Below are 24,963 nucleotides of genomic sequence, written 5' to 3' on the forward strand. Positions count from 1 at the left end.
TGTTTCGGTGGTCATAGCGTTAGGGAAACGCCCGGTTACATTCCGAACCCGGAAGCTAAGCCTTTCAGCGCCGATGGTACTGCAGGGGGGACCCTGTGGGAGAGTAGGACGCCGCCGAACAATCATTGGCCTCAGGCCCGGGATCTCTGATCCCGGGCCTGAGGTTTTTTTGCGTTGCGATGCTGCCCGGACGGCTGACACGATCGCCCTATGGGATACGAGATACGTGCCACCCAGCCGCACGAGTGGCAGCAGCGGAGGCAGCTGAGGCTGGCCGCGCTTCTGGATCCGGCGAGCAGCGTGGCCTTCGTCAACACCTACGAGACGGAAGCGGCCTTCCCCGAGGAGACGTGGCAGCGCAGAGGGACCACCCCCGGGTTCGTGGCCGTCAACGAGGCCGGCGAATGGGTGGGTTCCGCAACCGTGCTGGTGGAGGTCGGAGCGGCGTTCCCGGTCCCGCAGACCCATATCGTCGGCGTCTACATGGCGCCGGAGGGCCGCGGCAACGGGCTGTCCGAGCGGATGCTGCGGGCCGCGATCGACTGGTCCTGGGAACTGCCCGAGAAGATCGGCCGGGTCCGGCTGTGGGTGCACGAGGACAACGCGCGGGCGCAGGCGTTCTACGCGCGGCTGGGGTTCACGAGGACCGGCGAGACGATGGCGTTCCCGCTCGACGAGTCGCAGACCGAGTACGAGATGGAGCTCCCCCGCCCTTCCTGAGCACGAGCCCACGCAACCGTGGGGCTACGCGATGCGCTCCAGGTCGGCCGCGCTGACCTCGCCCAACAGACGCTCGCCCCGGGTCCAGCGCCGTACTTCGTCGACGGCGTAGGCGCCGAGCCGGCGGACCTCGCTGCCCTGGCAGCCGGCGATGTGCGGCGTGACCAGGACGTTGGGGAGGCCGAACAGCGGGTGGCCGTGAGGAAGTGGCTCCGGTTCCGAGACGTCGAGGTAGGCCTCCAGGCGGCCGGTGGAGCATGCGCGGACCAGGGCGTCGGTGTCGATGAGCCGGCCGCGGGCGGTGTTGATGAGTGCGGCGCCGTCGCGGAGCAGGGCCAGCCGCCGGGCGTCGAGCAGATGGTGCGTCTCGGGCAGATCCGGGGCATGGACGGTGACGACGTCGGAGGACCGGCACAGGTCGTCCAACTCCACGAGCTGGACGCCGAGTTCGGCGGCCGTCTGCGCCGATACATACGGGTCGGCGAGCAGCACGCGATAGCCGGCGCTCGCGGTCGTGAGGCGGTCGATGACGCCTCGGCCGATACGGGAAGCCCCGATGACGCCGATGGTCGCACCGTCGCCCCCCTGACGTTCGCCGAAGCCCGGCAGGTCGCCGCGGGCGTACTGGGTTGCGGTGCCCAGGGTGCGGCGGGCGGCCAGCACGATGGTGGCCAGAGCGAACTCGATGACCGGGCCCGCGTTGGCGTCGGCCGCGGAGGAGACGGAGATTCCGCGCTGCCAGACGGCCGGGTGCACATGGTCCTTGACGGTGCCGGCGGCGTGGATGACGGCGCCCAGCCGGGGGGCCGCGGCGAGGGTGTCCGGGCCGATGAGGTGGCAGCCCCAGCCGGTGATGAGCAGGTCCGCGGCGCGGAGCGCCGTGCGGGCCGCGAGGGTGTCGAAGCCGCTGGTGATGACGTCGGGATGGAGTCGTACGCAGCTCTCGAGCCGGGCCCGCAGATCGGCGGGGAGTACCGCGTCGACCACGTCCGCGCGCATGGCCAGGACTGCGGTCGGTCGGTCCGGCATGACAACCCCCACAATGTAAACGGTTACTTGATGTTGATCGGAGGCTAGAACGGCCAGCCCCTCAGGTCAAGAACGACACTGGTTCAAGGTCTTGACCCTGCGTAGTAACCGGTTTAGTTTCCTCCCACCTTGACCGTCAGGGAGGACGCGATGGCGATAGCCAATCCGGGCGCCACCGACCGCAGTCATGCGGTCGTTGCGCCCTTCGAGGAGCAGGAACGGGAGGGGCGGGCGGCCGAGCCGGGTGGGCCGCCCCGCCGGGACTCGCGGTGGAAGCGGTTTCGCAAGGACAGGGTCCTGCTGCTGCTGATGCTGCCGGGACTGGCGTACTTCCTGCTGTTCCACTACGGCGCGATGGCCGGCAACGTCATCGCGTTCAAGGACTACGTGCCGTTCGACGGGCTGTGGGCCAGCCAGTGGATCGGGCCGGAGAACTTCCAGCGGATGGTCGAGGACACCGACTTCTGGGCGTCCGTTGTCAACACCCTGTGGATAGCGCTGCTGCAGCTGACGTTCTACTTCCCCGTCCCGCTCGCGCTCGCCATGCTCCTGCACAGCCTGACGAGGGACAGCGTCCGGCGTTTCGTCCAGAGCGTCGCGTATCTCCCGCACTTCCTGTCCTGGGTGATCGTCGTCGCGCTCTTCCAGCAACTGCTGGGCGACACCGGCCTGCTGAACAGCGCGCTCGGCGACGCCGGGCTGCACAGCGTCGACATCATCGGGAACCCCGACGCCTTCAAACCGCTGGTCGTGGCGCAGGTGATCTGGAAGGACGCCGGCTGGGGGACGATCATCTTCCTCGCCGCGCTCGCCCAGGTCGACGAGCAGCAGTACGAGGCGGCCGCGATCGACGGCGCCGGACCGTGGCGGCGCTTCTGGCACGTCACGCTGCCCGCCGTGCGGCCCATTGTCGTGCTGCTGCTGATCATGCGGCTCGGCGACGTGCTGTCCGTCGGCTTCGAGCAGATGCTGCTGCAGCGCCCGGCCGTGGGGCCGGAGGCGGCGGAGATCATCGACACCTTCGTCTACTACAAGGGCATCATCGGCGGCGACTTCGGGTTCGCCGCCGCCGCGGGGCTGTTCAAGGGCCTGGTCGGTGCCGCGCTGGTCTACACGGCGAACAAGATCGCCCATCGTCTCGGGGAGCAGGGGGTGTACCGATGAGCGCCGTCCGACCCAGCTGGATGGAGAAGCCGCGGCCCGTTACGCGGGCGGCGAAGGCCGTGGCGCTGACGGCGGTCGTGGCGCTGGTCCTCGTCCCGTTCCTGATCATCGTCTCGACCAGTCTGGCCTCCCACCAGGAGGTCGTGGACACCGGCGGCTGGGTGCTGTGGCCGCAGCACCCGACCCTGCGCGCCTACCACCAGATCTTCGACGGCGGGATCGTCGGCCATGCGCTGATGGTGAGCGCCGGGGTGACGATCGTCGGTACGGCTGTGAGCCTCGCGTGCACCATCGGACTGGCCTACGCGCTGAGCCGCCCCGGGGTCTTCGGCGGCCGCCCGGTGCTGCTGCTGATCCTCTTCACGTTTCTCTTCCCGCCCGGCATGATCCCCGGCTTCCTGCTGGTCAAGGGGCTGGGCATGCTGGACAGCTACTCCTCGCTGGTCGCTCCCGTGCTGATCAACGTCTTCAGTCTGATCGTGCTGCGCGGCTTCTTCCAGTCGGTGCCCGAGGAACTGTACGAGGCGGCCCGGCTCGACGGGGCGGGGGACTGGACGGTGCTACGGAAGATCGTCCTTCCGCTCTCCAAAGCGGCACTGGCCGTCGTCGGGCTCTTCTACGCGGTCTCCTACTGGAACGCCTGGTTCTACGCCTCGATCTATCTCAACTCCGACCACTGGCCGCTGCAGCAGGTGCTGCGGACGTATGTGATCAACGGCGCGCAGATCGCCGACACCGGGGTGAGCGAGGCGGGCATGGTGTCGGCGCCGCAGACGATCCAGATGGCGGTGCTCGTCGTGGCCACGGTGCCGATCCTCGTCGTCTACCCCTTCCTGCAGAAGTACTTCACCAAGGGCGTGCTCACCGGCGCCATCAAGAGCTGAGCTCCCCGCCCACCTTCGCGAGTCCTCCGTTGCGAGTCTTCCTTCCGAAAGGACACCTCCGTTGAGTTCCTCGTCGTACTCGCGGCGTACCCTGCTGCGCTCGATCGCCGCCGGTGGCGCCGCCCTCGCGGTCCCGTCCGTCCTCACCGCCTGTTCGTCCTCCGCGGGCGGGCACGACGTCTCCAACGCCGGCAAGAAGCTGGCCGCCTGGCCGACGCATCTGCCCTTCCAGGGGCCGGTGCCTGACCTGCCGGGTTCGGCGAACGGTGTGCAGGCCGGCTTCACCTCCTACCCGAAGAACCTGGTGCGGGCGGTGGCCGCCAAGCCGGGTGACGGCAGCACGATCAAGGTGCTGACGATCACGTACGGGACGCCGCCCAAGGCGGCCGCGCAGAATAAGTTCTGGACGGCCGTCAACGAGGCGCTGGGCGTGAAGATCGAGTACACGGTCGTCCCGGACTCGGACTACCCCAACAAGATGGCGACGCTGATGGCCGGCGACGACCTGCCGGACATCATCAACATCGGCGGCGGGTACGTGCTGCCGCGCGAGGCCGAGTTCGTGCAGTCCAAGTGCGCCGACCTGTCGGAGTTGCTGTCGGGCGACGCCGTCAAGCAGTACCCGAACCTGGCGAACATCCCCAGGTACGCCTGGCAGGACATGGGCCGTATCGGCGGCCGGATCTTCGGGGTGCCGGTGGAGCGCTCCAAGCCCGGCAACCAGCTGTGGATCAACCGGAACCTGTTCGCCGGGGCCGGGATGAAGGACGGCTGGACCGCGGACGACTTCCTGGCCGTGTCGAAGGCCGCGACCAAGGGCAGGACGTACGCGCTGGGTGCCTCGCAGCAGGGCGTGTTCGGGCTCAACGTGCACGCGATGGCGTTCGGTGCGCCCTACGAGTGGAAGGTGGAGGGCGGCACGTTCACCGACGCGTACGCCACCTCCGAATTCCGGGCGGCCATCGAGTACATGGCGAAGCTGCGGTCGGCCGGGGTGTTCGAGCCGAACGCCTCGGCGACCTCGCAGGTGGATCTCAAGACGCAGTTCTACAACGGCACCGTCGGCTCGATGACGGACGGTTTCGGCGCGCTGATCAGCAACGTCCAGGGCATCAAGGGGAAGTTCGACCTGGACGTCGCGCTGCCGTACGACGCGAGCGGCTCGGGCGGTGCGAAGCCGGCGATCCAGCAGGCGCGCAACATCTTCGGCTACACCGTGCTGAAGAAGGCGTCGAACGACCGGATCAAGCTCATGCTGCGGGTGCTGGACTATCTCGCCTCGCCGTTCGGCAGCAAGGAGTACGAGCTGCTGCACTTCGGCATCGAGGGCACCCACTTCAGCCGCGGTGCCGACGGGTCGCCCAAGCTGAACGACCTGGGGCTGCTGGAGGGCAACACCAACCTGCCGTTCAAGTACCTGTGCGACGCGCCGCAGGTGCTCTTCATCCCCGGCCGGCCGGAGGCGGTCCGGATCAACCACGCGTGGCAGGTCAAGGCCATGCCGATGATGGTCCGCAATCCGCGCTTCGGACTGCAGTCGGCGACGCTGAGCCGGGTCGGCGCCACTATCGACCAGTATCTGAAGGACAGCGTGATGAGCATCGTGGCCGGACGGAAGCCGATCGGCGAATGGGACGCGGCGGTCAAGAAGATGCGCAACGACGGCCGCGCGAAGATGGCCGACGAGCTGGCCAAGGACTACGCCGCCAACACCTGAGCGGGCGCCTGAGCGGGCGGGGATCCGCTCTGCGGATCAGTGGGTGTGGAGGGCGCTGCCGCCGGGCGTGGCACGACTACGCTGGGTGGCAGCGTGGGGTGGGGCGCACGGAATCGGACGGCAGGCATGCGGGCATGACGGAAGCAGCATCACGGGCCGGCGGTCAGCGTCGGGTGACCATCCGGGACGTCGCCGAGCGGGCGGGCGTATCGGTCGCGACGGTCTCGCGGGTCCTGGCCGGGAACTATCCGACGTCCGCCGCGGCGCGCGCGAAGGTGCTGCGGGCGGTGAAGGACCTGGACTACGTCATCGACGCGCGGGCGCGGGCGCTGGCCGGGACCGGTCCGAAGACCGTCGCGGTGATCGTGCAGGCCGTCGACAGCCCGTTCTACGCCGAGGTCGCCCAGGGCGTCGAGCAGGAGGCCGCGGCCCGCGGCCGGCTGTGCCTGGTGTGCAGCCACGGCGGGGACATCGCGCGGGAGCTGGCGCTCGTGCAGATGATGCGCGAGCAGCGCGCCGAGGTGGTGGTGCTGGTCGGCGGCGCCGTCGAGGACGAACCGTACCGGGCCCGGCTGAACGAGTACGCGCACGCGCTGTCGGCGGCCGGGTCCCGGCTGGTGCTGTGCGGCCGCCCGGCGCCCACCCCGGACATGCCGGTGCTCGTCGTCGAGTACGACAACGAGGCGGGCGCCTATGCGATCACCAGCCATCTGCTGTCGGCCGGGCACCGGCGGATCCTGTTCCTCGGCGGGATCCCGGGCCACAGCACCTTCGAGCCGCGCCTCTCCGGGTACCGCCGGGCGCTCGCCGACCACGGTCTGGACCCGGAGCCGGCGCAGGTCTCCGGATCGGGCATGGGGCGGGACAACGCCTATGCGGCGGTCCGGTCCATGATCGCGGTGTCGGGCGGCAGACCGGAGTTCACGGCGGTCTTCGCGGGCGACGACCTGGTCGCGGCGGGTGCGATGTCCGCGCTGCGCGACGCCGGACTGCGGACTCCCGAGGACGTGTCGGTCGTCGGCTACAACAACGAGCATTTCGCGCAGGACCTCAACCCGCCCCTGACGACCGTGCACATCCCCTCGTACGAGCTGGGGCGCGAGGCGGTCAGGATCGCGCTGTCCGAGGACGTGTCGGGCGGGCCGGCGCAGCGCCGCCATCTGCTGGGCACGCACATCGTGGTGCGCGATTCGGTGGGACGGGCGCCGCGGGGCTGATGGTCCTGCCGGCCCATCAGGAACGGTGACGGCAGGAACGGTGACGGTTCGGGTTAGCCGAGCCGGACGGCGTCCGGGATCTCGTCGGCGATCGCGCCGACCGGATCGCCCAACGACAGGCGCACGTCCGCCTGTTGCCAGAGCGCCGTCCGCCAGCGGTCCCTGGCCTGTTCCGGCGAACGGAACACCGCGAGCACCGGAAGCCCGTCGGCCTGTCCGGTGGCCAGCAGCGCGGGCAGCTCCGGGATCGGAGCAAGCGCCGCGATGTCGTCGAGGACCAGTGTGATTGGTGGGTCGAGCCGACCGGCAGATGACCTCGCAGCCATGGACCGGCCGTGCTCGACCACGCTCGATACGAGTGCGGTCAGCAGTGGCATCGCACCCGGGCGGGCTCGTGGATCCTCGATCGCTTCACCCACCACGTAGAGCGTTCCCCTCTCGGAGACGAACGACTCCCAATCGGGTGCACCGGCTCGACCGGGATTACAGGCGTCCCTGATATGGATGGAGTTGAGGCACTCCAGCCCCCGGTGTATCAGCGCTTGCGCGGCATCCCGGCGCTCGGGGTGGGCGTGGAGTATCGACTCCAACTCGCCGCTCCAGCCGGGAGCGGCCGTTCGCGCCGTACGCAGGATCCGTACCGCCTCGCCGCCCGCGGCGCCGCCCGCCGCCCAGCGGTGCACCTGACGGAACGGCAGTCCGTCGACGGCCGCCGCGTGCAGCCAGCAGCGCAGCAGCGTCTCCGCCGCCGCGAACGTCAGGGAGTCCAGGCTGCTGGTGGGCCGCAGCGGTGCGAGGAGTGCGGCGGCGCGGGTCGCCGCCTTCGGCGCGTCCTCGCAGCCGGTGTGCGGGGCCCAACGGAGGCGGCCCGGAAGGTCGATCAGATGCGCCGGATCGTAGACGGTGACCGGGCCCAGCTTGCTGCGGTTGCCGACGGTCCTGCGGTACGTCTCGGCGTCGGCGGTCGTGACGATCACCGCGCCGGCGGCGTTCAGGATCGCGGGCTCCACGGCCCGCTTGGCCTTGTCGCCGCGCGGGGCCGCGAACAGGGCGTACGTACGGGTCAGTTCACCGCCGGCGAGCGGGTCGGCCGCGGGCGGGGCGAGCGGCGGTATCCCGTGTCCCGTGGGGACGGCGGCGTTCTGCTGGCCGGGAGCGCCCTGGCCGCCCGGTACCGGGGCGAACTCCGGCTGGACGGGGGTGCCGTGGCCCTGCGGCGGCGCGGGGGCGGTGACCGGGGGCTGCGCCTCGTAGGCCGTGGGTACGGCGGGCGTCGGCTCCGGCCGCCGCTCGGGTTCGGGCTCCGGCTGACGTTCCCGCTCGCGGTCGGACTCGCGGTCGGGCTCACGTCGCCGGGGGCGGGGTACGGCGCCGATGTCCTCGGACTGTTCTCCTCCGGCGGTGTCCTGGGCGGCTTTCGCCGCCGCGCGGGCCTCGCGGCGGTTGGCGCGCACCACGCGGTACCGGGTGAGGACACCGATCAGGAAGACCGTCAGGACGAAGAGAACCATCAACTGGCCGATGAAGATGCCCCAGAAGAGCCCGGAGCCGGGGAGCTCGGGCGGCGGGGACTCCGGCCAGGCGCCGGGGATGTCGTGCGGGTCGCCGATGAGGTGGCGCATGGCCAGCGGGGTGCGGGTGAAGTGCACCGCGGTGGGCCACTGGCCGTGGGCGAACAGCCCCGCGATGCCGGTGGCCGTCCAGACCATGATGGTCATGCCCAGCAGAAAGCCGAGGATCCCGAGGATCAGCCCGTCGGGGACACCGCCCTCGGCCCGCCGCTCGGCGGTCCCGCGTCGCTCCGCCGCCACGTCAGGCCACCGCGTCGTCGGCCAACTGCTTCGCGAGCGAGACCTCCGCGGCCGCGGCCGCGTCGGCCACCGCCTCCGCCTCGACCTGGGCCGTGTGGTCGACGGACGACTGGGTCATCGCGCTGTCCGTGAAGACCAGCGGGCGTTCGGACTCGGTGATCAGGTGCTTGACGACCTGGACGTTGCCGTTGACGTCCCAGACCGCGATACCCGGGGTGAGCGTCGGGATGATCTCCACCGCCCACCGGGGCAGGCCGAGGACCAGACCCGTCGCGCGAGCCTCGTCGGCCTTCTGGGCATAGATCGTCCGCGTCGAAGCCATCTTCAGGATGGCGGCGGCCTCCTTGGCCGCTGCGCCGTCCACGACGTCCGACAGGTGGTGGACGACGGCGACGAAGGACAGGCCGAGGCGGCGGCCGAACTTCAGCAGCCGCTGGAAGAGCTGGGCCACGAACGGGCTGTTGATGATGTGCCAGGCCTCTTCGACCAGGAAGACGCGCTTGACCCGGTCGGGCCGGATCCAGGTGTGCTCCAGCCACACGCCGACGATGGCCATCAGGATGGGCATGGCGATCGAGTTGCGGTCGATGTGGGAGAGGTCGAAGACGATCAGTGGCGCGTCCAGGTCGATGCCGTTGGTCGTCGGGCCGTCGAACATGCCGCGCAGGTCACCGTCGACCAGCCGGTCCAGCACGAGGGCCACGTCCAGGCCCCATGCCCGGACGTCGTCGACGTCGACGTTCATCGCCTCGGCGGAGTCCGGCCTGGGATGTCGGAGCCGCTCGACGATGTCGGTGAGGATCGGCTGCCGCTCGGTGGTGGTCTCCGTGACATACGCGTGGGCGACCTTGAGGGCGAAGCCGGACCGCTCGTCCAGGGCGCGCCCCATCGCGACCTCGATGATCGTGCGGAGCAGCGCGAGCTGCCCGGTCGCGGCGATCGCCGGGTCCAGCGGGTTGAGCTTGATGCCGCCGTTGAGGGCGGCCATCGGGTCCAGGCGGATGGGAGTTATTCCGAGCGCCTTCGCGATCAGGTTCCACTCGCCGACGCCGTCCTCGCCCTGGGCGTCGAGCACGACGACCTGGCGGTCGCGGAAGCGCAGCTGGCGCAGCACGTACGTCTTCTCCAGCGCGGACTTGCCGTTGCCGGACTCACCGAGCACCAGCCAGTGCGGGGCGGGCAGCTGCTGGCCGTAGAGCTGGAACGGGTCGTAGATGTAGCCCTTGCCGGAGTACACCTCGCGGCCGATGATCACGCCGGAGTCGCCGAGGCCGGGGGCCGCGGTGGGCAGGTACACGGCCTGCGCCTGTCCGGTGGAGGTGCGGACGGGCAGCCGCGTCGACTCCACCTTCCCGAACAGGAAGCCGGTGAACGCGTCGGTGAGCGCGGCGAGGGGGTCCAGCATGGGCATGATGGGCCTCCTGTTAGCGGCGGATTCCGGTCGCGAACGGCAGCGTGTTCACGAACGCACGGTGGTGCTCGCGGTCGCACCACTCCAGTTTCAGATACGACTTACCCGCTGAGGCGCGGATCGTGCGCTTGTCACGCGCAAGGGCTTCGGGCGAGCGGGAGGAAACGGTGATGTAGCCGACGAGGTTCACTCCGGCGGCCCCGCTGGCGAGGTCCTCGCCGCGCTGGTCGACGCGGCCGTGGTGGGCGACGTCGCGCGGGTCGATCACCCGGTTCATCTTGGCGGCGCGGCTGGCGTCCGCGTCGTCGTTCGTCTTCTCGGTCAGCATCCGCTCGATGGCGACATCGGTCGGCTCCAGGTCCATGCAGACCGCGACCGTGCGGATCACGTCCGGGGTGTGGACGAGCAGCGGGGCGAGGAAGTTGACGCCGACGGGCGTCATCGGCCATTCCTTCACCCAGGCCGTGGAGTGGTGCCAGGGCGCGCGGGTGGACGATTCGCGGGTCTTGGCCTGCAGATACGTCGGCTCCGTCGCATCCAGCTCGGCCGGCCAGGCGTTGCGCCGGGTCATCGCCTGGATGTGGTCGATGGGGTGGTCCGGGTCGTACATCGAGTGGACGAGGGACGACAGCCGGGCCTGGCCGAGCGGCTGGCGGACCCGGATGTCCGCCTCGGCGAGCCGGGCGCAGATGTCGGTGAGCTCACGGGCCATGACGGCGGCGAGCCCCGCGTCCTTGTCGACCTCGGAGCGGCGGGTGACGGTCGCGCGGGCCAGCGCGTGGCCCTCGGCGGCCAGCTCGCGGGTGAAGTGCATACAGGCGACGAGATAGGCCCGGTGCTGCTCGGAGGAGGTCGACACCATCGACTGCAGCTGCTCGTAGGAGTCCTTGAGCCAGGACTCGGCCTGTGGGTCACCGCGCAGCGAGACGTCCTTCGCGTGCGCGTCCGGGTCGGCGGGCAGCGTACGGGCCAGCATCTGGAGGCGGGTGACGTAGCCGTCGCCGTTCGCCACGTGCTTGAGCAGCGTGCCGAACCGTTCCACCAGGGCTTCCTGGTCCTCGCTGTCGCGCAGCCCGACGCCGGGGCCCTCGATCTCGATCGCGGCGGTCACGGTCCTGCGGTCGATGTGCAGCAGTACGGCGATCTCGTCGGGGCCGAACGGCGCCGACAGCCAGTTGATCCGGCCGATGCCGGGCGGCGGCCCGACCTCGACCTCACGCCCGTCGAGCCCGATACCGGCCTCGGAGACCGCGGACCGGTAGGCGGGGGAGCGGCGCAGCGTACGGCGGTAGGTGCGGTTGATCTCGAACCAGCGGTAGAACGTCCGCCGCCGGTACGGCATGTAGACGGCGGCGAACGCCAGCAGCGGCCACCCGACGAGGGTGAGGATGCGCAACGGGAGTATCGGGACCAGCAGGCCGCACATCATGCCCAGGAACGCGCCGACGACGATCAGCGCGATCTCCCCGGTCTCCCGGTTCTTGCCGACGATCGCGTTCGGGCGGGCCTTGCCGATCAGATATGTGCGGCGCGGCTGGGTGAAGGGCTGGGACGTCACCGGCGATCACCTCCGTGCTTGTTTCCGTTGCCGTTGCTGTTGTTCCCGCGGTCCGGTGTGGTGCGGGGCGCGGGCGCCGCCGGGACACCGTTCGAACCTCCGCCACCGCCTCCGCCGCCGCTCGGGCCGGGGTTGCCGTTGCGGCTGCCGTGGGCGGCCACGCCGCCGGACACCGGGTTGGACGGCTGGCCGCCCCCACTGGTTGCCTGCTCCTGCGGACCACCGCGCGCGCTGTGCGTCTTGATGCCCTGCTTCACCAGCGCGGCGGGCGAGGAGATCACGGCCGCGGCCTGGGCGCCGCCGGCTTCCTTGCGGTTGTTCTTCAGGCTCACGACGTCATCGCCGAAGCCCGGCACGAAGCGGTAGATCATGAAGCTCGCGAAGATCGCCAGCAGGATGATCGCCAGTCCCGAGACGACGGCGGAGAACGAGTTCGGCCCGTCGGACGCGCTCAGCGCCCCCGCCAGGCCCAGCACGATCACGATCACCGGTTTGACGAGGATGACCGCGATCATGATGCCCGCCCAGCGGCGGACATGGCCCCACATGTTCTTGTCGACCAGCCCGGAGTACACCGCGGTGCCGAGCAGCGCGCCGACGTAGAGCAGCGCGGCCCTGATCACCAGCTCCAGCCACAGCACGCCGGCGGCCAGCACCGACACCATGGACACGACGATCAGCATGATCGGGCCGCCGCCGATGTCCTGGCCCTTGGCGAGGGCGGCGGAGAAGTTGCCGAAGAACGTGTTGGTGTTCGACGACGTGCCGGCCGCGATCACATCCGTCACGGCGTCCGTCGCCGACACCACCGTGTAGAGCACCAGCGGCGTGAACGCCGAGGCCAGCACCGTCAGCCACAGGAACCCCACGGCCTCCGTCAACGCTTCCGTCAGCGGCACACCGCGCACGGCCCGCTTGGCGACGGCCAGCAGCCAGAGGACGAGCGTGAGGATCGTGGAGGCGGCGAACACGACGGCGTACTGGCGCAGGAAGGTGGTGTTGGTGAAGTCCACCTGTGTGGTGGACGTGATCGCCTTGGAGAGCTTGGTGATCACCCAGGAGGCGGCGTCGGCACAGCCCTTCGCGAGGGCGCTGAGGGGGTCGAGGGTGTCGGGGAGGGGGTTGGAGGGGCCGCCTCCGCCGCCTTTGCCCTTCTCGCAGTACTCCTTGGCGGGACCCGAGATGAGCGCGCAGGGGTCGCTGCTCGCCGTGGGGGCCGGCGTCGGAGTAGGGGTCGGGGCCGCGGCGGCGCGGGTCGCCAGGAGAACGGCGGCGGTCTGGATGCCCGCCACGACTCCTGTGAGCGAAAGGGCACGTAGACGTCGGCTACCGCGCATACGTGAACCCTCCGAAACCCTTGACCGCGTCCGCGATCTCGCCAGCACCGGACACCGGATTGTCGCCGCTCACTGGGGTCGGGCCCTTCTTCTGTCCGGTATCGAGGACCTTCCAGTCCGAACCGTTCCACTTCAGCGTGAAAGTGACGGTGAACCAGTTGTTCGTCACCGGTTTGGTCGAGGCGTTGCCCGCCAGGCCGAACATGCCGGCGCACCATACCGAGACGTTCGCCGTGTCACCGTCGAACTTGTCGATCTTCGTGCCGGCCGGGATGGTGCGGTCGACGAAGGTCAGACCGGCCGGGGCGGCACCGTCGGCGCTCAGCCCGATGCCGGCCAGGAAGGCCTTCGAATAGTTGGTGTCGAAGCCTGCCTGCATCGTGCCGACCGTGCTCCTGTCCGCGATCGCGTCGATGATCGCGTGGCGGCGGTCCGTGTTGAACATCCCGTCACCCCCCAGCGCCACCGCGTAGTTCGCCGCCGCGGACTGTGCCCCCTGCTCCGACTTCGCGAAGCCCGCCGCGATCCCCGCGTTGTTGCCCGTGACCGGTTTGTCGCCGGTCGGGGCGGTGGGGTTGGCGTTGGTGCCCTTGGTGCCGCCGGAGGACGCGCCGTCGGAGGCGGTGTTGCCACCGCCCCGGTTGGCGAGGACGATCACGGCGACGAGGAGGACGACGACGCCGAGGACCGTCACCAGGGCGCGGCTCGGCTTGGTGCGGCGTGGCGCGGCGCCGTGCCCGCCGTGCCCTTCGGGCATGCGGGTGCGCGTCGGTGGGCCGTCCTGGCCGGTATCGCTGCTGGGGTGAGTGGGCATCAGCACGCAGCCTCAGGTGGGGGAGGGGGCCTGGGACGGGCTCCCGGGGACATGGGACAGGCTGGCTCTGGGCTACACGACTACACGGCCATGCCGTAGACGATGGTGAACAGCGTGCCGAGGGATCCGATGATGAACACGCCGGTCAGGCCGGCGATGATCAGACCCTTGCCCTGTTCGGCGCTGAAGGTGTCGCGGAGGGCTGTCGCGCCGATCCGCTGTTTGGCCGCGCCCCAGATCGCGATGGCGAGGCAGAGCAGGATCGCTACCGCCATGACCACTTCGATCATCACGCGTGCTTCGTTCCCGAGGGACCCGAAGGGCCCCCAGTTGGGGGCGATGCCACCGATAATGGTGTTGATGTCGCCCTTTGTGGCTGCCAAGAACATATGGAACTCACCACCCCGCTCGGTCAGTTGGAGCCCTCGCCGGGGCGCAAGGGTCCAGGGTCTATCTTGGCCGATGTGTCAACCGGTTCTTGTCGACTCGGCGACTTTCTCGACGGATCCCCCGTGTGATCCGGACCGCAGCGTCCAGAATGTTGCACGGACCGGTGTTCGATGGGACGTAGACGACTACTCTGTGTATCACGAGCGTCACCGTAGGGCAACGATTGGAACGAAGGCGCGGACGAATGCTGCGGAAAGTCTGGCGCACCGTCACCATCGGTGCCCCGCAGCCCGTGCATCACTCCTGAGAGGGCATGGCTGATGGCGAAGAAGGTCTGGCTCACCGTCACTCTCGGCTTCGGGCTGTGCCTTTCGTTCATGGCGCTGCTGGTGATCGGAACGTTCTCGGCCGCCGCCGGGCTGGCCGGCGGGAGCGGCGGGTCGGTCACGCTCGCCAAGGGTTCGGTGCCCGCGATGTACCAGTCGATCGTGCAGAAGTGGGGCAACCTCTGCCCGGAGATCAATCCGGCGCTGCTGGCCGCACAGCTGTACCAGGAGAGCGGCTGGAACCCGCGGGCGCAGAGCGCCGCCGCCGCGCAAGGTATCGCGCAGTTCATCCCGGGTACCTGGGCGTCCCACGGAGTGGACGGGAACGGGGACGGGAAGCGGGATGTGTGGGACCCGCAGGACGCGATCCCGTCGGCCGCCTCGTACGACTGCGAGCTGGCCAAGTACGTGAAGGACGTGCCGGGGGACCACAGCGACAACATGCTCGCGGCGTACAACGCGGGTGCGTACGCGGTGATCCACGCGGGCGGGATCCCGCCGTACCGCGAGACGCAGAACTACGTGAAGACGATCAGGACGCTGGAGAAGAGCTTCGCCGCGCCCGTGGGCCGCGTGGCGCCGTCCCAGCAGGCCGCGGCGGCGATCTACTACGCGCAGGGCAAGCTCGGCACGCCGTATCTGTGGGGCGGCAACGGGACGGCCGACCAGGGCGGGCGGTTCGACTGTTCCGGGCTGACGAAGGCGGCCTACGAATCGGTAGGCATCGAACTGCCGCGGGTGGCCAACGACCAGTGGAACGCGGGGCCGCACCCGAAGCGGGACGAACTGCTGCCGGGCGATCTGGTCTTCTTCGCCACCGACCTCAACGACCCCCGGTCGATCCACCACGTCGGACTGTACGTCGGGGGTGGGTACATGATTAACGCCCCGTACACCGGCGCGGTCATTCGCTTCGACAAGATCGACACACCGGACTTCATCGGCGGGACCCGCGTGACGAAGGACGGAGCGCAGGCGCTGCCGACTACGGGCGCTGCGTGAGGCTTTGGCCTGGGGATGCGCTTTCCGATCTCTCTTGGATAACTTCCTGGTGATCATCCGGTAGAGACCGGAACGCTACGTACCGTGTCCGCCGTTGCACAGGGACAATGGCGCGAAGAAACGGCGTTCATGGCCTGGAGGCCAGCAGCGGGGCCGGAGTATGGACCAGGTAAGGGGCACCACCACATGGCAGAGCACGCAACCGACGGCTCGAACCCTGACGTGGGCCTGCTGCGCGACATCAACGGCCTTGCCAAGGACTCCCCGCACTGGGTCGACCGCTCCGTGGAGTTCATCGGCGAGTACGGGCTGATCGTGCTCATGCTGCTGCTGGCCGGCTGGTGCTGGTGGCGGGTCGCGCGGCGCAGCGAGCAGGCGCCCGCCGCGGTCGCCGGGGTGGTGTGGTCCGGCCTCGCCGCCGGCATCGCGCTGCTGCTGAACATCCCGGTGCGCGGTCTCGTGGAGCGGCCCCGGCCCTTCGTGGACCATGAGGGGCTCGACGTCCTGATCAAGGGGAAGTCCGACTTCTCGTTCGTGAGCGATCACGCGACGCTCACGATGGCCATGGCCGTCGGGCTGTTCATGGTCAGCCGCAAGGTGGGTGTCGTCGCCATACTGATCGCGCTCGCCGAGGGTTTCTGCCGGGTCTTCATGGGCGTGCACTACCCGACCGACGTGATCGGCGGCTTCGCCCTCGGTACCGCCACGGCGCTGCTGCTCGCACCGCTCGCGATGGCGCTGCTGACGCCCGTCACGGCGGCGATGGGCCGGTCCCGGATGCGCGTGCTCGTCCGGTCCCCGGCGCGGCGGGGTGGGGCGTACCCGATGCCCACCGCGTACGACAAGGACCTGGCGGCCTGAGCCCGTCGGCACCGGGGCCCGCAGCGGGCCTACACGGCCTGCGGGTAGTCGAAGAGCCGGTCCGGGTCGTACTTCTTCTTCACCTCCGTCAGACGGGCCGCGGCGCTGCCGTAGTAGGCCTGGCGCCAGTCCTTCAGGGCCGGGTCGGCGTAGTTCTGGTAGGCGGCGCCCGAGGCGTAGCGGCGCATCGCCCCGTACAGCGTGTCCAGCCAGCTCGTCCGGCTGAGGGCGTCCGAGGCGATGTACTGCGCCAGGAAACGGGAACGGCGGTGCACGAACGCCGTCGCGCCGGGGTCGACCCGGTTGACCGCGCCGCCCAGGGCGGTCAGCGCCACGCTGCCGGCGCCGCCGCCGGAGAGCGAGCCGAGCCGCTCGACCTGGCCGAGCAGGGCCTGGATGCCCGCGGGCGACAGCGAGTGGTCGTAGAAGTCCGAACGGGCGGTGTACGTCTCGCGCTGCAGCCGGCCCTTGGGCGGCAGATGGCACTCGGCGGTGGTCAGGCCCGAGCAGCCGGCGTACGAGAACATCGCCTCCATGTAGGAGCGCGGGTGCGTCGAGAAGGAGGGTGATCCGCCTCCCGCGGTCCCGGCGAGCCGGTCGACGGCGTTGGCCAGATCGCTCCGCGAGCCGGTCGACAGGGTGGCGAGCGAGACCGTCGGAGAGCCGCCCGCCGGCCCCTCCAGGTGGAGCGCCGACCAGATGTGGTCCGGCTGGTCGGGTCCCCACTCCTGCCAGGCCCGGACGACGGCCGCCGCCCGGCTCCACGGCCAGGTGGCGTACCCCGTCACGACGGACGGCGCGGGGTGGGTCGCGAAGCGGAGCTCGGTGACGACCCCGAAGTTGCCGCAGCCCGCGCCGCGCAGCGCCCAGAAGAGGTCGGAGTTCGTGGTCGCGTCGCAGTCCAACTGCTTGCCGTCGGCGGTGATGATGGTGGCGCCCGTGAGGCTGTCGCAGGTCAGACCGTACGAGCGGCTGAGTACGCCATGGCCGCCGCCGAGGGTGAGACCGGAAACGCCGACCGAGGGGCAGGAGCCTGCGGGGACGGTCCTGCCGTGCTCGCCGAGGCGGGAGTACACATCGATGAGTTTCGCGCCGGCGCCGACGGTGGCGGCCGTTCCGCCGGTGCTGATCGCGTTGAGCCGGGACACGTCCAGGACGAGGTGGTCCTGGCCGCCGCCGGACCAGCCGCCGTACGAATGGCCGCCGCTCCTTACCGACAGCCGGACCGACCGGGAACGGCGTGCGAAGTCCAGGCACTCGCGGATGTCGTCCGGGCCCGAGGCGTAGGCGATGGCGGCGGGGCGCAGCCCGTCGAAGCGGGTGTTGTAGAGCCGGCGGGACGCGTCGTACGCGCTGTCGTCCGGGCGGATCAGCGCGCCGCCCAGGCCCTTGGCCAGGGCCGGCCAGTCCGGCGGTGAACCGGGGGTGGCGGAGGTGCCGGTCCCGCTCGGGGTGGTGGGGGCCGGGGTGCCGGAAGGACCCGGCGGCTTCGCGTCGGCGCTGTCGCCCGTGCTGCAGCCGGCCAGCCACGTCGACGCGGCGACGCCGTATCCGGCGCGGAGCGCATCTCGTCGGTTCACGGCCGCAGCCTCCTGCCCGGGGCCCGCCGTCGGCGGGCGACTGCTCACCCTCCTACCCGCCGCATGCGGTACGCAAGGGGCAGCAGGTGCCGGAAACGCCGCGAGTGGTGCGGGGCCGGGGAGTTCAGGTCGGGAAGATCGGGAAGATCGAGAAGATCGGGCCGGGGGACGCCGGGGGCGTCAGCCGCCGGTGTGCGCCTCGGCGTCCCGGCGGGCGCGGTCGCGGGCGCGGCGGGCGGGGCCTTTCCAACCGCAGGAACAGCGGGCGCTGGCGAAGGAGCCCTGGTCGGTGACCGTGGTGTGGTGGGTTCCGGACGGGGCGGCGGCGGACTGGATGAGCACACAACCACGGTACGGGACGGGGGAGCGGGTCGTGGAGGGGTTGCTTCCCTGCGCTCGCGGCCGGTGGCCGCTCCCCCGCGCGCTCCCGTGCGACCGGGGCGTCACCCGCGGTTCGCGGCGGGCGCCGTTACGGGGGCGGGCGGCCCGTCGTTAGTCGGGCGAGGCCGGTGGCGGGATTCCCAGGGGGTAGCGGGCGATGGTGATGCAGCGCAGGCGGATGGTGACGGCCGCCGCCGCGGCGGGGTTCGTGTGCGGGGTGACGGTGCTGACCGGCTGTGCCGGGGACGGCGCGGCGGCCGACGGACCGGGCGCGGACTCCGGCGAATCCGTGCGCCGGTCGGCCGACGCCCTGATCCGGGCCGGGAGTTCGAAGGTCAGCACGTCGATGGAGATGGCGAGCGGCGGGACCCGGGTGGTGATCACCGGGTCCGGCGGGTTCGACTACGGCAAGGGCCAGGGTGAGCTGCGGGTCACCCTCCCCAAGGACGCCGCCGGGGCCGAGGAGCACCGCCCGGTCACCGAGCTGATGACGCCGGGTTCGCTGTACATGAAGGACCGCGGCGCCGGCGTGCCCGTCGACAAGTGGGTGCGGGTGGACACCACGCAGCTGTCCGACGGCAACCTCGTGACCGGCGGTGCGACCGATCCGCTGGCGGCGGCCGAACTCCTGCGCGGGGCGCAGCAGGTGGAGCTGGTCGGCGACGAGATGTTCCACGGGGTGAGGGTGCGGCACTTCCGGGGAGTGACGGACATCGCCCGCGCGGCCCGCGGTGCCTCGCCGGCCACCCGGCAGCCGCTCGCGGCGGCGGCCAAGGGATTCTCCGTGACGCAGGTGCCGTTCGATGTGTACCTGGACGCGCAGGGGCGGCCGCGGAAGGTCAGCCAGCGCTTCACCTTCAGCGGGACGGCGGGTGCGGCGGGTGCGGCCAAGCCGTCCGCGCCGAGCGATGTGACGGTGACGTCGATCACGCTGTTCGACGCGTTCGGTACGCCGGTGACCGTCGTTCTGCCGAAACCGGCCGATATTTACAACGGGAAGATCGTTACTGCACCTCCGAAATGACGGTGGGCGAAATGGTCCTTCCGTGCCATGCGCGGACCGTGTGCGGGTGCCTACTCTGACCAGTGGCCGATGAAACCGGCCACTGCTCGAGGACGAGGAGGTGGTGCACGTGGCTTTGTCTCGCGAAACGCACATGTCTACGCATAACGGGTCGAGTCAGGACTTCGTGGCCCTCGCGGAGATCGAGCTGTGCGGCGAGCTGATGATCGCGGCTTCCGCCGCCGGTGAGGAGCGGTTGAGCTTCGCCCGGATCGACGAGGTGCTCGAAGTGGACCGGACGACGGAGCTTCAGTCGGTGCGGATCCCCGCACAGGCGGCCCGGCGCCCGAACTGAACCACCGAACGACCGCATCACCGAAGAACCGCAGCACTGAACAAGCTCAGTACCGCATGACCGCAGCACCGGACCACCGTGGAGATATTCGTCTCGGTCGCCGGCCGGGTCCGTGGGAACGCTACGGGCCCGGCTGCCGGCCGGGGCTCAGGTGCGCAGCAGCCGGGCTATGGCCGCGGTCGCTTCGGCGACCTTGTCGTCGATCTGCGGCCCGCCCTCGGCGGCGGCCGCGGCGACACAGTGCCGCAGGTGCTCCTCCAGCAGCTGGAGGGCGAACGACTGCAGGCCCTTGGTACTGGCCGAAACCTGTGTGAGGACATCGATGCAGTAGACGTCCTCCTCCACCATGCGCTGGAGCCCGCGGATCTGACCCTCGATCCGGCGGAGCCGCTTGAGGTGGGCGTCCTTGTGGTCGCTGTAGCCGTGCGGGCCGGGCGGGCTGTGCGGTGCCGAAGCGCTCGGCGCGGCCTCCGCGGTCTCGTCGGCCTGGTCGGTCTCGGTGGTCGTCATCCCGTTCTCCCTGCCCGAAAATACCCCTGGTGGGTATATCTTACCGATCGGTGCCTTATGGGGGCACCTCCCAGCGTTAGCTGGGGGAGTGGCCCCGGTGAGGGGCAGTCTGTCCGATGGGCGACACTGGGTGACGCCGGTTAGCCGTGGCCGGATGATGCGCCTAGCATCAACGAGACCTGACGAGACCGAATCCGATGCACCCCGAGGACCTCACGTGCGCTTTCGTCTGACCCCCAGGGAGACGAGCTTCTATGACATGTTCGCCGCATCCGCGGACAACATCGTCACAGGTTCGAAGCTCCTCATGGAACTGCTCGGGGCCGATTCGGCCACGCGTATCGAGATCGCCGAACGGATGCGGGCGGCGGAGCACGCGGGGGACGACGCGACCCACGCGATCTTCCACCAGCTGAACTCCTCCTTCATCACCCCGTTCGACCGTGAGGACATCTACAACCTCGCGTCGTGTCTCGACGACATCATGGATTACATGGAAGAGGCCGTCGACCTCGTCGTTCTCTACCAGGTGGACGAGCTGCCGAAGGGTGTCGAGCAGCAGATCGAGGTGCTGGCGCGGGCAGCGGTGCTGACCGCCGAGGCGATGCCGAACCTGCGGACGATGTCCAACCTCACCGAGTACTGGATCGAGATCAACCGCCTGGAGAACCAGGCGGACCAGGTCCACCGCAAGCTGCTCGCACACCTGTTCAACGGCAAGTACGACGCCATGGACGTGCTGAAGCTCAAGCAGATCGTGGACGTACTGGAAGAGGCCGCGGACGCGTTCGAGCATGTCGCGAACACCGTGGAGACCATCGCGGTCAAGGAGTCCTGACCTTCTGTGGACACCTTTGCACTGATCGTGACCATTGGCGTCGCGCTCGGATTCACGTACACGAACGGGTTCCACGACTCGGCGAACGCCATCGCCACGTCGGTGTCGACGCGCGCGCTGACGCCGAAGGCGGCGCTCGCCATGGCCGCCGTCATGAACCTGGCCGGTGCCTTCCTCGGCAGCGGCGTGGCCAAGACGGTCAGCAAGGGGCTCATCGAGACGCCGCAGGGGCGGTCCGGGATGGCCGTCCTGTTCGCGGCCCTGGTGGGCGCGATCGTATGGAACCTGGTCACCTGGTACTTCGGACTACCGTCGAGTTCCAGCCACGCGCTGTTCGGCGGGATGGTCGGCGCGGCCCTCGCGGGCGGCATCACCGTCATCTGGTCGGGTGTGGTCGAGAAGGTCGTCATCCCGATGTTCCTGTCGCCGGTGGTCGGCCTGGTGGTCGGCTATCTGGTGATGCTCGCCATCCTGTGGATGTTCCGTAAGTCCAACCCGCACAAGGCCAAGCGCGGTTTCCGGATCGCGCAGACGGTCTCGGCGGCGGCGATGGCGCTCGGCCACGGTCTGCAGGACGCGCAGAAGACGATGGGCGTCGTGGTGATGGCCCTGACCATCGCTGATGTGCAGAACGGCGACTCGATCCCGACCTGGGTGAAGTTCGCGTGCGCGGCGATGCTCTCGCTCGGCACCTACGCCGGCGGCTGGCGGATCATGCGGACGCTGGGGCGCCGCATCATCGAACTGGACCCGCCGCAGGGCTTCGCGGCCGAGACGACCGCCGCCTCGATCCTCTACACGACGTCGTACGTCTTCCAGGCCCCGGTCTCGACGACGCATGTGATCACCTCGGCGATCATGGGTGTCGGCGCGACGAAGCGGGTCAAGGCCGTGCGCTGGGGTGTCGCCAAGAACATCGTGGCCGGCTGGTTCATCACGATGCCGGCCGCGGCCGTCGTCGCCGCGGTCAGCTACTGGATCGTCGCACTGATCTTCTGAGCACTGGTCTTCTGAGTACGGGTCTTCTGACCTGCACAACCCGGAACGGCAAAAGGAATGGGCCCGCCCCCCTCACGGGGGCGGGCCCTTCGCCTTGCGGTGGCACCGCCATGCAGCACCGCAGGACGGCTCAGGTACCGGCCTAGCCGAAGCGGCCGGAGATGTAGTCCTCCGTGGCCTGGACCGACGGGTTGGAGAAGATCCGCTCGGTGTCGTCCAGCTCGATGAGCTTGCCGGGCTGGCCGATGGCCGACAGGTTGAAGAAGGCCGTGCGGTCGGAGACGCGCGCCGCCTGCTGCATGTTGTGCGTCACGATCACGATCGTGAAGCGGGCCTTCAGCTCGCCGATCAGGTCCTCGATCGCGAGGGTGGAGATCGGGTCGAGCGCCGAGCAGGGCTCGTCCATCAGCAGGACCTGCGGTTCGACCGCGATGGCGCGGGCGATGCAGAGTCGCTGCTGCTGGCCGCCGGAGAGGCCGGAGCCGGGCTTGTTGAGCCGGTCCTTGACCTCGTTCCAGAGGTTGGCGCCCTTGAGGGACTTCTCGACGACGTTCTCCAGCTCGCTCTTGCGGCGCATGCCGTTGAGCTTGAGGCCGGCCGCCACGTTGTCGAAGATCGACATGGTGGGGAACGGGTTCGGGCGCTGGAAGACCATGCCGACGGTCCGGCGGACCGCGACCGGGTCGACGCCCGACGCGTAGAGGTTCTCGTCGTCCAGCATGACCTTGCCCTCGACGCGGCCACCGGGGGTGACCTCGTGCATCCGGTTCAAGGTCCGCAGGAAGGTGGACTTGCCGCAGCCGGACGGGCCGATGAAGGCCGTCACGGAACGGGGCTCGACGGTCATCGAGATGTCGTCGATCGCTTTGTGGTTGCTGTAGTAAGCGGAGAGGCCGCTTACGTCGATGCGCTTCGCCATGGTGGGGTCTCCATCAGAGGTCGCTGGGTTGGTCGCGTCAGCGACCGGTCTTGGGGGCCTTCCAGCGGGCGATGCCGCGAGCCACCACGTTCAGGATCATGACGAAGGCGATCAGCACCAGGGCCGCGGCCCAGGCTCGGTCGTACGACGCGTCGTTGCCGTTCTGGAACTGCTCGAACACGTAGTACGACAGGGAGGACTGACCACCCTCGAAGGGGTTGTTGTTGATGATCTGGCTGCCGAAGACCAGCAGCATGATCGGCGCGGTCTCGCCGGTGATGCGGGCGACGGCCAGCATGACGCCGGTCGTGATGCCGCCGATGGCCGTGGGCAGGACCACCTTGAGGATGGTGCGCCACTTCGGGACGCCCAGCGCGAGGGACGCCTCGCGCAGCTCGTTCGGAACGAGCTTGAGCATCTCCTCGGTCGAGCGGACCACGACCGGCAGCATCAGGATCGTCAGGGCCATCGAGCCGGCGAAGCCGGACGGGCCGTTGCCGAGCATCAGGACCCACACGGTCAGGATGAACAGACCGGCGACGATCGACGGGATGCCGGTCATGACGTCCACGAAGAACGTGACGGCCTTGGCGAGCTTGCCCTTGCCGTACTCGACCAGGTAGACCGCCGTCAGCAGACCGATCGGGGTGGCGATCAGCGTCGCGATGCCGACCTGCTCGATGGTACCGATGATCGCGTGGTAGATGCCGCCGCCGGGCTGGATCGTGATGACCCCGCCCATCGAGTGGCTCAGGAAGTCGCCGTTCAGGACCTTGAGGCCCTTGGAGATCGTCGTCGCGATCAGCGAGTACAGCGGCACGATGGCCACGATGAAGCAGGCCCAGACGATGCTGGTGACGACGCGGTCCTTGGCCTGCCGGCGGCCCTCGACGGCCGTGGTCACCGCGTAGGTGCCGGCCACGAAGAGCAGCAGCGCGATCATGCCCCACTGGATCCGGCTCTCCAGCCCGGCCGCGAGGCCGATGCCGATACCGAGCAGGATCGCGGCGGCGGCGATGGCGGCCGGTGCCCAGCGGGGCATCCGGCGCTGCGACAGCCGGCGGGTCGCCGGGACCGCGGCGGGCGCCTTGTCGGCGATGGTGTGGCTCATGCGTTGGCCCCCGAGTACTCCTTGCGGCGGGCGATGATCAGGCGGGCCGCGCCGTTCACCAGCAGCGTGATGACGAACAGGACGAGGCCGGAGGCGATCAGCGCGTCACGTCCGAACGGTGACGCCTCGCCGAACTTGGCGGCGATGTTCTGCGCGAAGGTCCCGCCGACCGGGTCGAGGAGCTTCGCGGACAGCACCGGGGAGGCCGACAGGACCGTGGCCACGGCCATCGTCTCGCCCAGTGCGCGGCCGAGGCCGAGCATCGAGGCGCTGATGATTCCGGAGCGGGCGAACGGCAGCACCGACATCCGGATGACTTCCCAGCGGGTCGCGCCGAGCGCGAGCGCCGCTTCCTCGTGCATCTTCGGCACCTGCCGGAAGACTTCACGGCTGACGTTGGTGATGATCGGCAGGATCATGATCGCCAGCAGGATGCCGACGGTGAAGAGCGAACGGGCCGCGCCCTCGGGGTCGGTCTTGTCGAAGACTCCGGTCCAGCCGAGGTACTCGTCGAGCCAGAGGTTCAGGCCCTTCAGGTGCGGCACGAGGTAGATCGCGCCCCACAGGCCGTAGATGATGCTCGGGATCGCGGCGAGCAGGTCGACGACGTAGGCGAGCGGGGTGGCCAGCCGGCGCGGCGCGTAGTGCGAGATGAACAGCGCGATGCCGACCGCGATCGGGACCGCGAGGGCCATCGCGATCACGGAGCTGACGATCGTGCCGTAGATCAGGACGCCGATGCCGAAGACCGGCGGGGTCGCGTTGGCGTCCCATTCGAAGCTGGTGAAGAAGTTCGCGTGGTCCTGGGAGATGGCGTGCGTCGCGCGGATCGTGAGGAAGACCGCGATCGAGGCCATGACGACCAGGAGGAAGATGCCGGACCCGCGGGCGAGACCGCTGAACACGCGGTCCCCGATGCGGGTGACAGAACCCCGGGAGGGGGGAGGCAGTGCGCTGTCCGTCGGTGTTATGTCCATGAGGTTCTCCGGTCTGGGTGGGGGATGGCTCCCCCGGCGGCGGTGCACC

24 protein-coding genes and 1 rRNA gene are annotated in these 24,963 nt (G+C 69.6%); 12 read left to right on the forward strand and 13 right to left on the reverse strand.

What is annotated here, in order from left to right; all coding sequences use genetic code 11:
* Positions 1 to 3: 3 nt before the first annotated feature.
* Together rrf and O3W51_RS24615 are read left to right on the forward strand one after the other, a co-directional pair.
* Positions 4 to 120: ribosomal RNA gene (gene rrf, locus O3W51_RS24610) — 5S ribosomal RNA — on the forward strand.
* Positions 121 to 210: 90 nt separating this feature from the next.
* Positions 211 to 720, forward strand: coding sequence for a GNAT family N-acetyltransferase (locus O3W51_RS24615; RefSeq protein ID WP_138358447.1), 510 nt, complete (start codon positions 211 to 213; stop codon positions 718 to 720).
* Positions 721 to 744: 24 nt separating this feature from the next.
* Here O3W51_RS24615 and O3W51_RS24620 read toward each other — a convergent pair whose 3' ends face one another.
* Entirely contained in the window at positions 745 to 1,749 is a 1,005-nt protein-coding gene (locus tag O3W51_RS24620; protein ID WP_269287349.1) for a hydroxyacid dehydrogenase, read from the reverse strand.
* A 309-nt stretch (positions 1,750 to 2,058) separates the two neighbouring features.
* Here O3W51_RS24620 and O3W51_RS24625 point away from each other — a divergent pair, with 309 nt between their 5' ends.
* The 4 genes from O3W51_RS24625 (at position 2,059) to O3W51_RS24640 (ending at position 6,731) form a co-directional block, all read left to right on the forward strand.
* Positions 2,059 to 2,913: an ABC transporter permease gene (locus tag O3W51_RS24625; RefSeq protein WP_269287381.1), complete on the forward strand. Its 855-nt coding sequence runs from the start codon at positions 2,059 to 2,061 to the stop codon at positions 2,911 to 2,913.
* Positions 2,910 to 3,797: a carbohydrate ABC transporter permease gene (locus O3W51_RS24630; protein WP_269287350.1), complete on the forward strand. Its 888-nt coding sequence runs from the start codon at positions 2,910 to 2,912 to the stop codon at positions 3,795 to 3,797. Before O3W51_RS24625 ends, O3W51_RS24630 begins: the two co-directional genes overlap by 4 nt.
* A gap of 61 nt (positions 3,798 to 3,858) precedes the next feature.
* Positions 3,859 to 5,514, forward strand: coding sequence for an extracellular solute-binding protein (locus tag O3W51_RS24635; protein WP_269287351.1), 1,656 nt, complete (start codon positions 3,859 to 3,861; stop codon positions 5,512 to 5,514).
* A 134-nt stretch (positions 5,515 to 5,648) separates the two neighbouring features.
* Positions 5,649 to 6,731 (forward strand): LacI family DNA-binding transcriptional regulator, encoded by a 1,083-nt coding sequence (locus O3W51_RS24640; protein WP_138358453.1) that lies wholly within the window; start codon positions 5,649 to 5,651, stop codon positions 6,729 to 6,731.
* Positions 6,732 to 6,784: 53 nt separating this feature from the next.
* On the opposite strand, the gene O3W51_RS24645 is transcribed toward O3W51_RS24640, so the two are convergent.
* The 6 genes from O3W51_RS24645 to O3W51_RS24670 form a co-directional block, all read right to left on the reverse strand.
* Positions 6,785 to 8,449, reverse strand: a complete 1,665-nt coding sequence (locus O3W51_RS24645; RefSeq protein ID WP_269287382.1) for a type VI secretion protein — start codon at positions 8,447 to 8,449, stop codon at positions 6,785 to 6,787.
* A 94-nt stretch (positions 8,450 to 8,543) separates the two neighbouring features.
* Positions 8,544 to 9,947: an ATP-binding protein gene (locus O3W51_RS24650; RefSeq protein WP_138358497.1), complete on the reverse strand. Its 1,404-nt coding sequence runs from the start codon at positions 9,945 to 9,947 to the stop codon at positions 8,544 to 8,546.
* 19 nt (positions 9,948 to 9,966) lie between these two features.
* The gene (locus O3W51_RS24655; protein ID WP_138358457.1) at positions 9,967 to 11,511 is read right to left on the reverse strand and encodes an SCO6880 family protein; all 1,545 of its coding nucleotides are present in this window, start codon (positions 11,509 to 11,511) and stop codon (positions 9,967 to 9,969) included.
* Entirely contained in the window at positions 11,508 to 12,848 is a 1,341-nt protein-coding gene (locus tag O3W51_RS24660) for a hypothetical protein (protein ID WP_138358459.1), read from the reverse strand. Before O3W51_RS24660 ends, O3W51_RS24655 begins: the two co-directional genes overlap by 4 nt.
* Positions 12,838 to 13,662 (reverse strand): hypothetical protein, encoded by an 825-nt coding sequence (locus O3W51_RS24665; protein ID WP_138358461.1) that lies wholly within the window; start codon positions 13,660 to 13,662, stop codon positions 12,838 to 12,840. The genes O3W51_RS24660 and O3W51_RS24665 overlap by 11 nt, the downstream gene beginning before the upstream one ends.
* An 80-nt stretch (positions 13,663 to 13,742) precedes the next feature.
* Positions 13,743 to 14,051, reverse strand: coding sequence for a hypothetical protein (locus O3W51_RS24670; RefSeq protein WP_138358463.1), 309 nt, complete (start codon positions 14,049 to 14,051; stop codon positions 13,743 to 13,745).
* Positions 14,052 to 14,372: 321 nt separating this feature from the next.
* Here O3W51_RS24670 and O3W51_RS24675 point away from each other — a divergent pair, with 321 nt between their 5' ends.
* Positions 14,373 to 15,380 carry a C40 family peptidase gene (locus O3W51_RS24675; protein WP_138358465.1) on the forward strand — a complete coding sequence of 336 codons (1,008 nt, stop codon included), beginning with the start codon at positions 14,373 to 14,375 and terminating at the stop codon, positions 15,378 to 15,380.
* Positions 15,381 to 15,566: 186 nt separating this feature from the next.
* Positions 15,567 to 16,241, forward strand: a complete 675-nt coding sequence (locus O3W51_RS24680) for a phosphatase PAP2 family protein (protein ID WP_269287353.1) — start codon at positions 15,567 to 15,569, stop codon at positions 16,239 to 16,241.
* A gap of 29 nt (positions 16,242 to 16,270) precedes the next feature.
* On the opposite strand, the gene O3W51_RS24685 is transcribed toward O3W51_RS24680, so the two are convergent.
* Complete coding sequence (locus O3W51_RS24685; protein ID WP_269287354.1) at positions 16,271 to 17,821, reverse strand: FAD-binding oxidoreductase; 1,551 nt, start codon at positions 17,819 to 17,821, stop codon at positions 16,271 to 16,273.
* A 180-nt stretch (positions 17,822 to 18,001) separates the two neighbouring features.
* Positions 18,002 to 18,163 carry a hypothetical protein gene (locus tag O3W51_RS24690; RefSeq protein ID WP_187144964.1) on the reverse strand — a complete coding sequence of 54 codons (162 nt, stop codon included), beginning with the start codon at positions 18,161 to 18,163 and terminating at the stop codon, positions 18,002 to 18,004.
* 196 nt (positions 18,164 to 18,359) lie between these two features.
* On the opposite strand from O3W51_RS24690, the gene O3W51_RS24695 reads away from it, so the two are divergent.
* Positions 18,360 to 19,226 carry a hypothetical protein gene (locus O3W51_RS24695; RefSeq protein WP_269287355.1) on the forward strand — a complete coding sequence of 289 codons (867 nt, stop codon included), beginning with the start codon at positions 18,360 to 18,362 and terminating at the stop codon, positions 19,224 to 19,226.
* Between the two features lie 133 nt (positions 19,227 to 19,359).
* Positions 19,360 to 19,560 carry a hypothetical protein gene (locus O3W51_RS24700; protein WP_138358473.1) on the forward strand — a complete coding sequence of 67 codons (201 nt, stop codon included), beginning with the start codon at positions 19,360 to 19,362 and terminating at the stop codon, positions 19,558 to 19,560.
* A gap of 147 nt (positions 19,561 to 19,707) precedes the next feature.
* Here the strand turns inward: O3W51_RS24700 and O3W51_RS24705 are convergent, their stop codons facing one another.
* A complete protein-coding gene (locus O3W51_RS24705) occupies positions 19,708 to 20,070 on the reverse strand; it encodes a metal-sensitive transcriptional regulator (protein WP_138358475.1) in 363 nt (120 codons plus the stop codon).
* Between the two features lie 217 nt (positions 20,071 to 20,287).
* Between O3W51_RS24705 and O3W51_RS24710 the strand changes: the two genes are divergently transcribed.
* The gene (locus O3W51_RS24710; protein WP_138358477.1) at positions 20,288 to 20,908 is read left to right on the forward strand and encodes a DUF47 domain-containing protein; all 621 of its coding nucleotides are present in this window, start codon (positions 20,288 to 20,290) and stop codon (positions 20,906 to 20,908) included.
* A gap of 6 nt (positions 20,909 to 20,914) precedes the next feature.
* Entirely contained in the window at positions 20,915 to 21,907 is a 993-nt protein-coding gene (locus O3W51_RS24715; protein WP_138358479.1) for an inorganic phosphate transporter, read from the forward strand.
* A gap of 142 nt (positions 21,908 to 22,049) precedes the next feature.
* Here the strand turns inward: O3W51_RS24715 and pstB are convergent, their stop codons facing one another.
* From pstB to pstC, 3 genes are read right to left on the reverse strand one after another with little or no spacing between them, the layout of a single operon-like run.
* Entirely contained in the window at positions 22,050 to 22,826 is a 777-nt protein-coding gene (pstB, locus tag O3W51_RS24720; protein ID WP_138358481.1) for a phosphate ABC transporter ATP-binding protein PstB, read from the reverse strand.
* 37 nt (positions 22,827 to 22,863) lie between these two features.
* Positions 22,864 to 23,937: a phosphate ABC transporter permease PstA gene (pstA, locus tag O3W51_RS24725; RefSeq protein WP_138358483.1), complete on the reverse strand. Its 1,074-nt coding sequence runs from the start codon at positions 23,935 to 23,937 to the stop codon at positions 22,864 to 22,866.
* Entirely contained in the window at positions 23,934 to 24,914 is a 981-nt protein-coding gene (gene pstC / locus O3W51_RS24730; protein ID WP_138358485.1) for a phosphate ABC transporter permease subunit PstC, read from the reverse strand. Before pstC ends, pstA begins: the two co-directional genes overlap by 4 nt.
* Between the last annotated feature and the right edge of the window lie 49 nt (positions 24,915 to 24,963).

This window comes from Streptomyces sp. H39-C1 (assembly GCF_027158125.1).
Lineage (GTDB): Bacteria > Actinomycetota > Actinomycetes > Streptomycetales > Streptomycetaceae > Actinacidiphila > Actinacidiphila fildesensis.

Excerpts from the sequence above, each read along its gene's own strand:
- O3W51_RS24615 (WP_138358447.1), top strand. The coding sequence starts at position 211 with ATGGGATACGAGATACGTGCCACCCAGCCGCACGAGTGGCAGCAGCGG.
- O3W51_RS24620 (WP_269287349.1), bottom strand. The coding sequence starts at position 1,749 with ATGCCGGACCGACCGACCGCAGTCCTGGCCATGCGCGCGGACGTGGTC.
- O3W51_RS24625 (WP_269287381.1), top strand. The coding sequence starts at position 2,059 with ATGCTGCCGGGACTGGCGTACTTCCTGCTGTTCCACTACGGCGCGATG.
- O3W51_RS24630 (WP_269287350.1), top strand. The coding sequence starts at position 2,910 with ATGAGCGCCGTCCGACCCAGCTGGATGGAGAAGCCGCGGCCCGTTACG.
- O3W51_RS24640 (WP_138358453.1), top strand. The coding sequence starts at position 5,649 with ATGACGGAAGCAGCATCACGGGCCGGCGGTCAGCGTCGGGTGACCATC.
- O3W51_RS24645 (WP_269287382.1), bottom strand. The coding sequence starts at position 8,449 with ATGACCATCATGGTCTGGACGGCCACCGGCATCGCGGGGCTGTTCGCC.
- O3W51_RS24650 (WP_138358497.1), bottom strand. The coding sequence starts at position 9,947 with ATGCTGGACCCCCTCGCCGCGCTCACCGACGCGTTCACCGGCTTCCTG.
- O3W51_RS24660 (WP_138358459.1), bottom strand. The coding sequence starts at position 12,848 with ATGCGCGGTAGCCGACGTCTACGTGCCCTTTCGCTCACAGGAGTCGTG.
- O3W51_RS24665 (WP_138358461.1), bottom strand. The coding sequence starts at position 13,662 with ATGCCCACTCACCCCAGCAGCGATACCGGCCAGGACGGCCCACCGACG.
- O3W51_RS24670 (WP_138358463.1), bottom strand. The coding sequence starts at position 14,051 with ATGTTCTTGGCAGCCACAAAGGGCGACATCAACACCATTATCGGTGGC.
- O3W51_RS24675 (WP_138358465.1), top strand. The coding sequence starts at position 14,373 with ATGGCGAAGAAGGTCTGGCTCACCGTCACTCTCGGCTTCGGGCTGTGC.
- O3W51_RS24680 (WP_269287353.1), top strand. The coding sequence starts at position 15,567 with ATGGCAGAGCACGCAACCGACGGCTCGAACCCTGACGTGGGCCTGCTG.
- O3W51_RS24695 (WP_269287355.1), top strand. The coding sequence starts at position 18,360 with ATGGTGATGCAGCGCAGGCGGATGGTGACGGCCGCCGCCGCGGCGGGG.
- O3W51_RS24700 (WP_138358473.1), top strand. The coding sequence starts at position 19,360 with ATGTCTACGCATAACGGGTCGAGTCAGGACTTCGTGGCCCTCGCGGAG.
- O3W51_RS24705 (WP_138358475.1), bottom strand. The coding sequence starts at position 20,070 with ATGACGACCACCGAGACCGACCAGGCCGACGAGACCGCGGAGGCCGCG.
- pstB (WP_138358481.1), bottom strand. The coding sequence starts at position 22,826 with ATGGCGAAGCGCATCGACGTAAGCGGCCTCTCCGCTTACTACAGCAAC.
- pstA (WP_138358483.1), bottom strand. The coding sequence starts at position 23,937 with ATGAGCCACACCATCGCCGACAAGGCGCCCGCCGCGGTCCCGGCGACC.
- pstC (WP_138358485.1), bottom strand. The coding sequence starts at position 24,914 with ATGGACATAACACCGACGGACAGCGCACTGCCTCCCCCCTCCCGGGGT.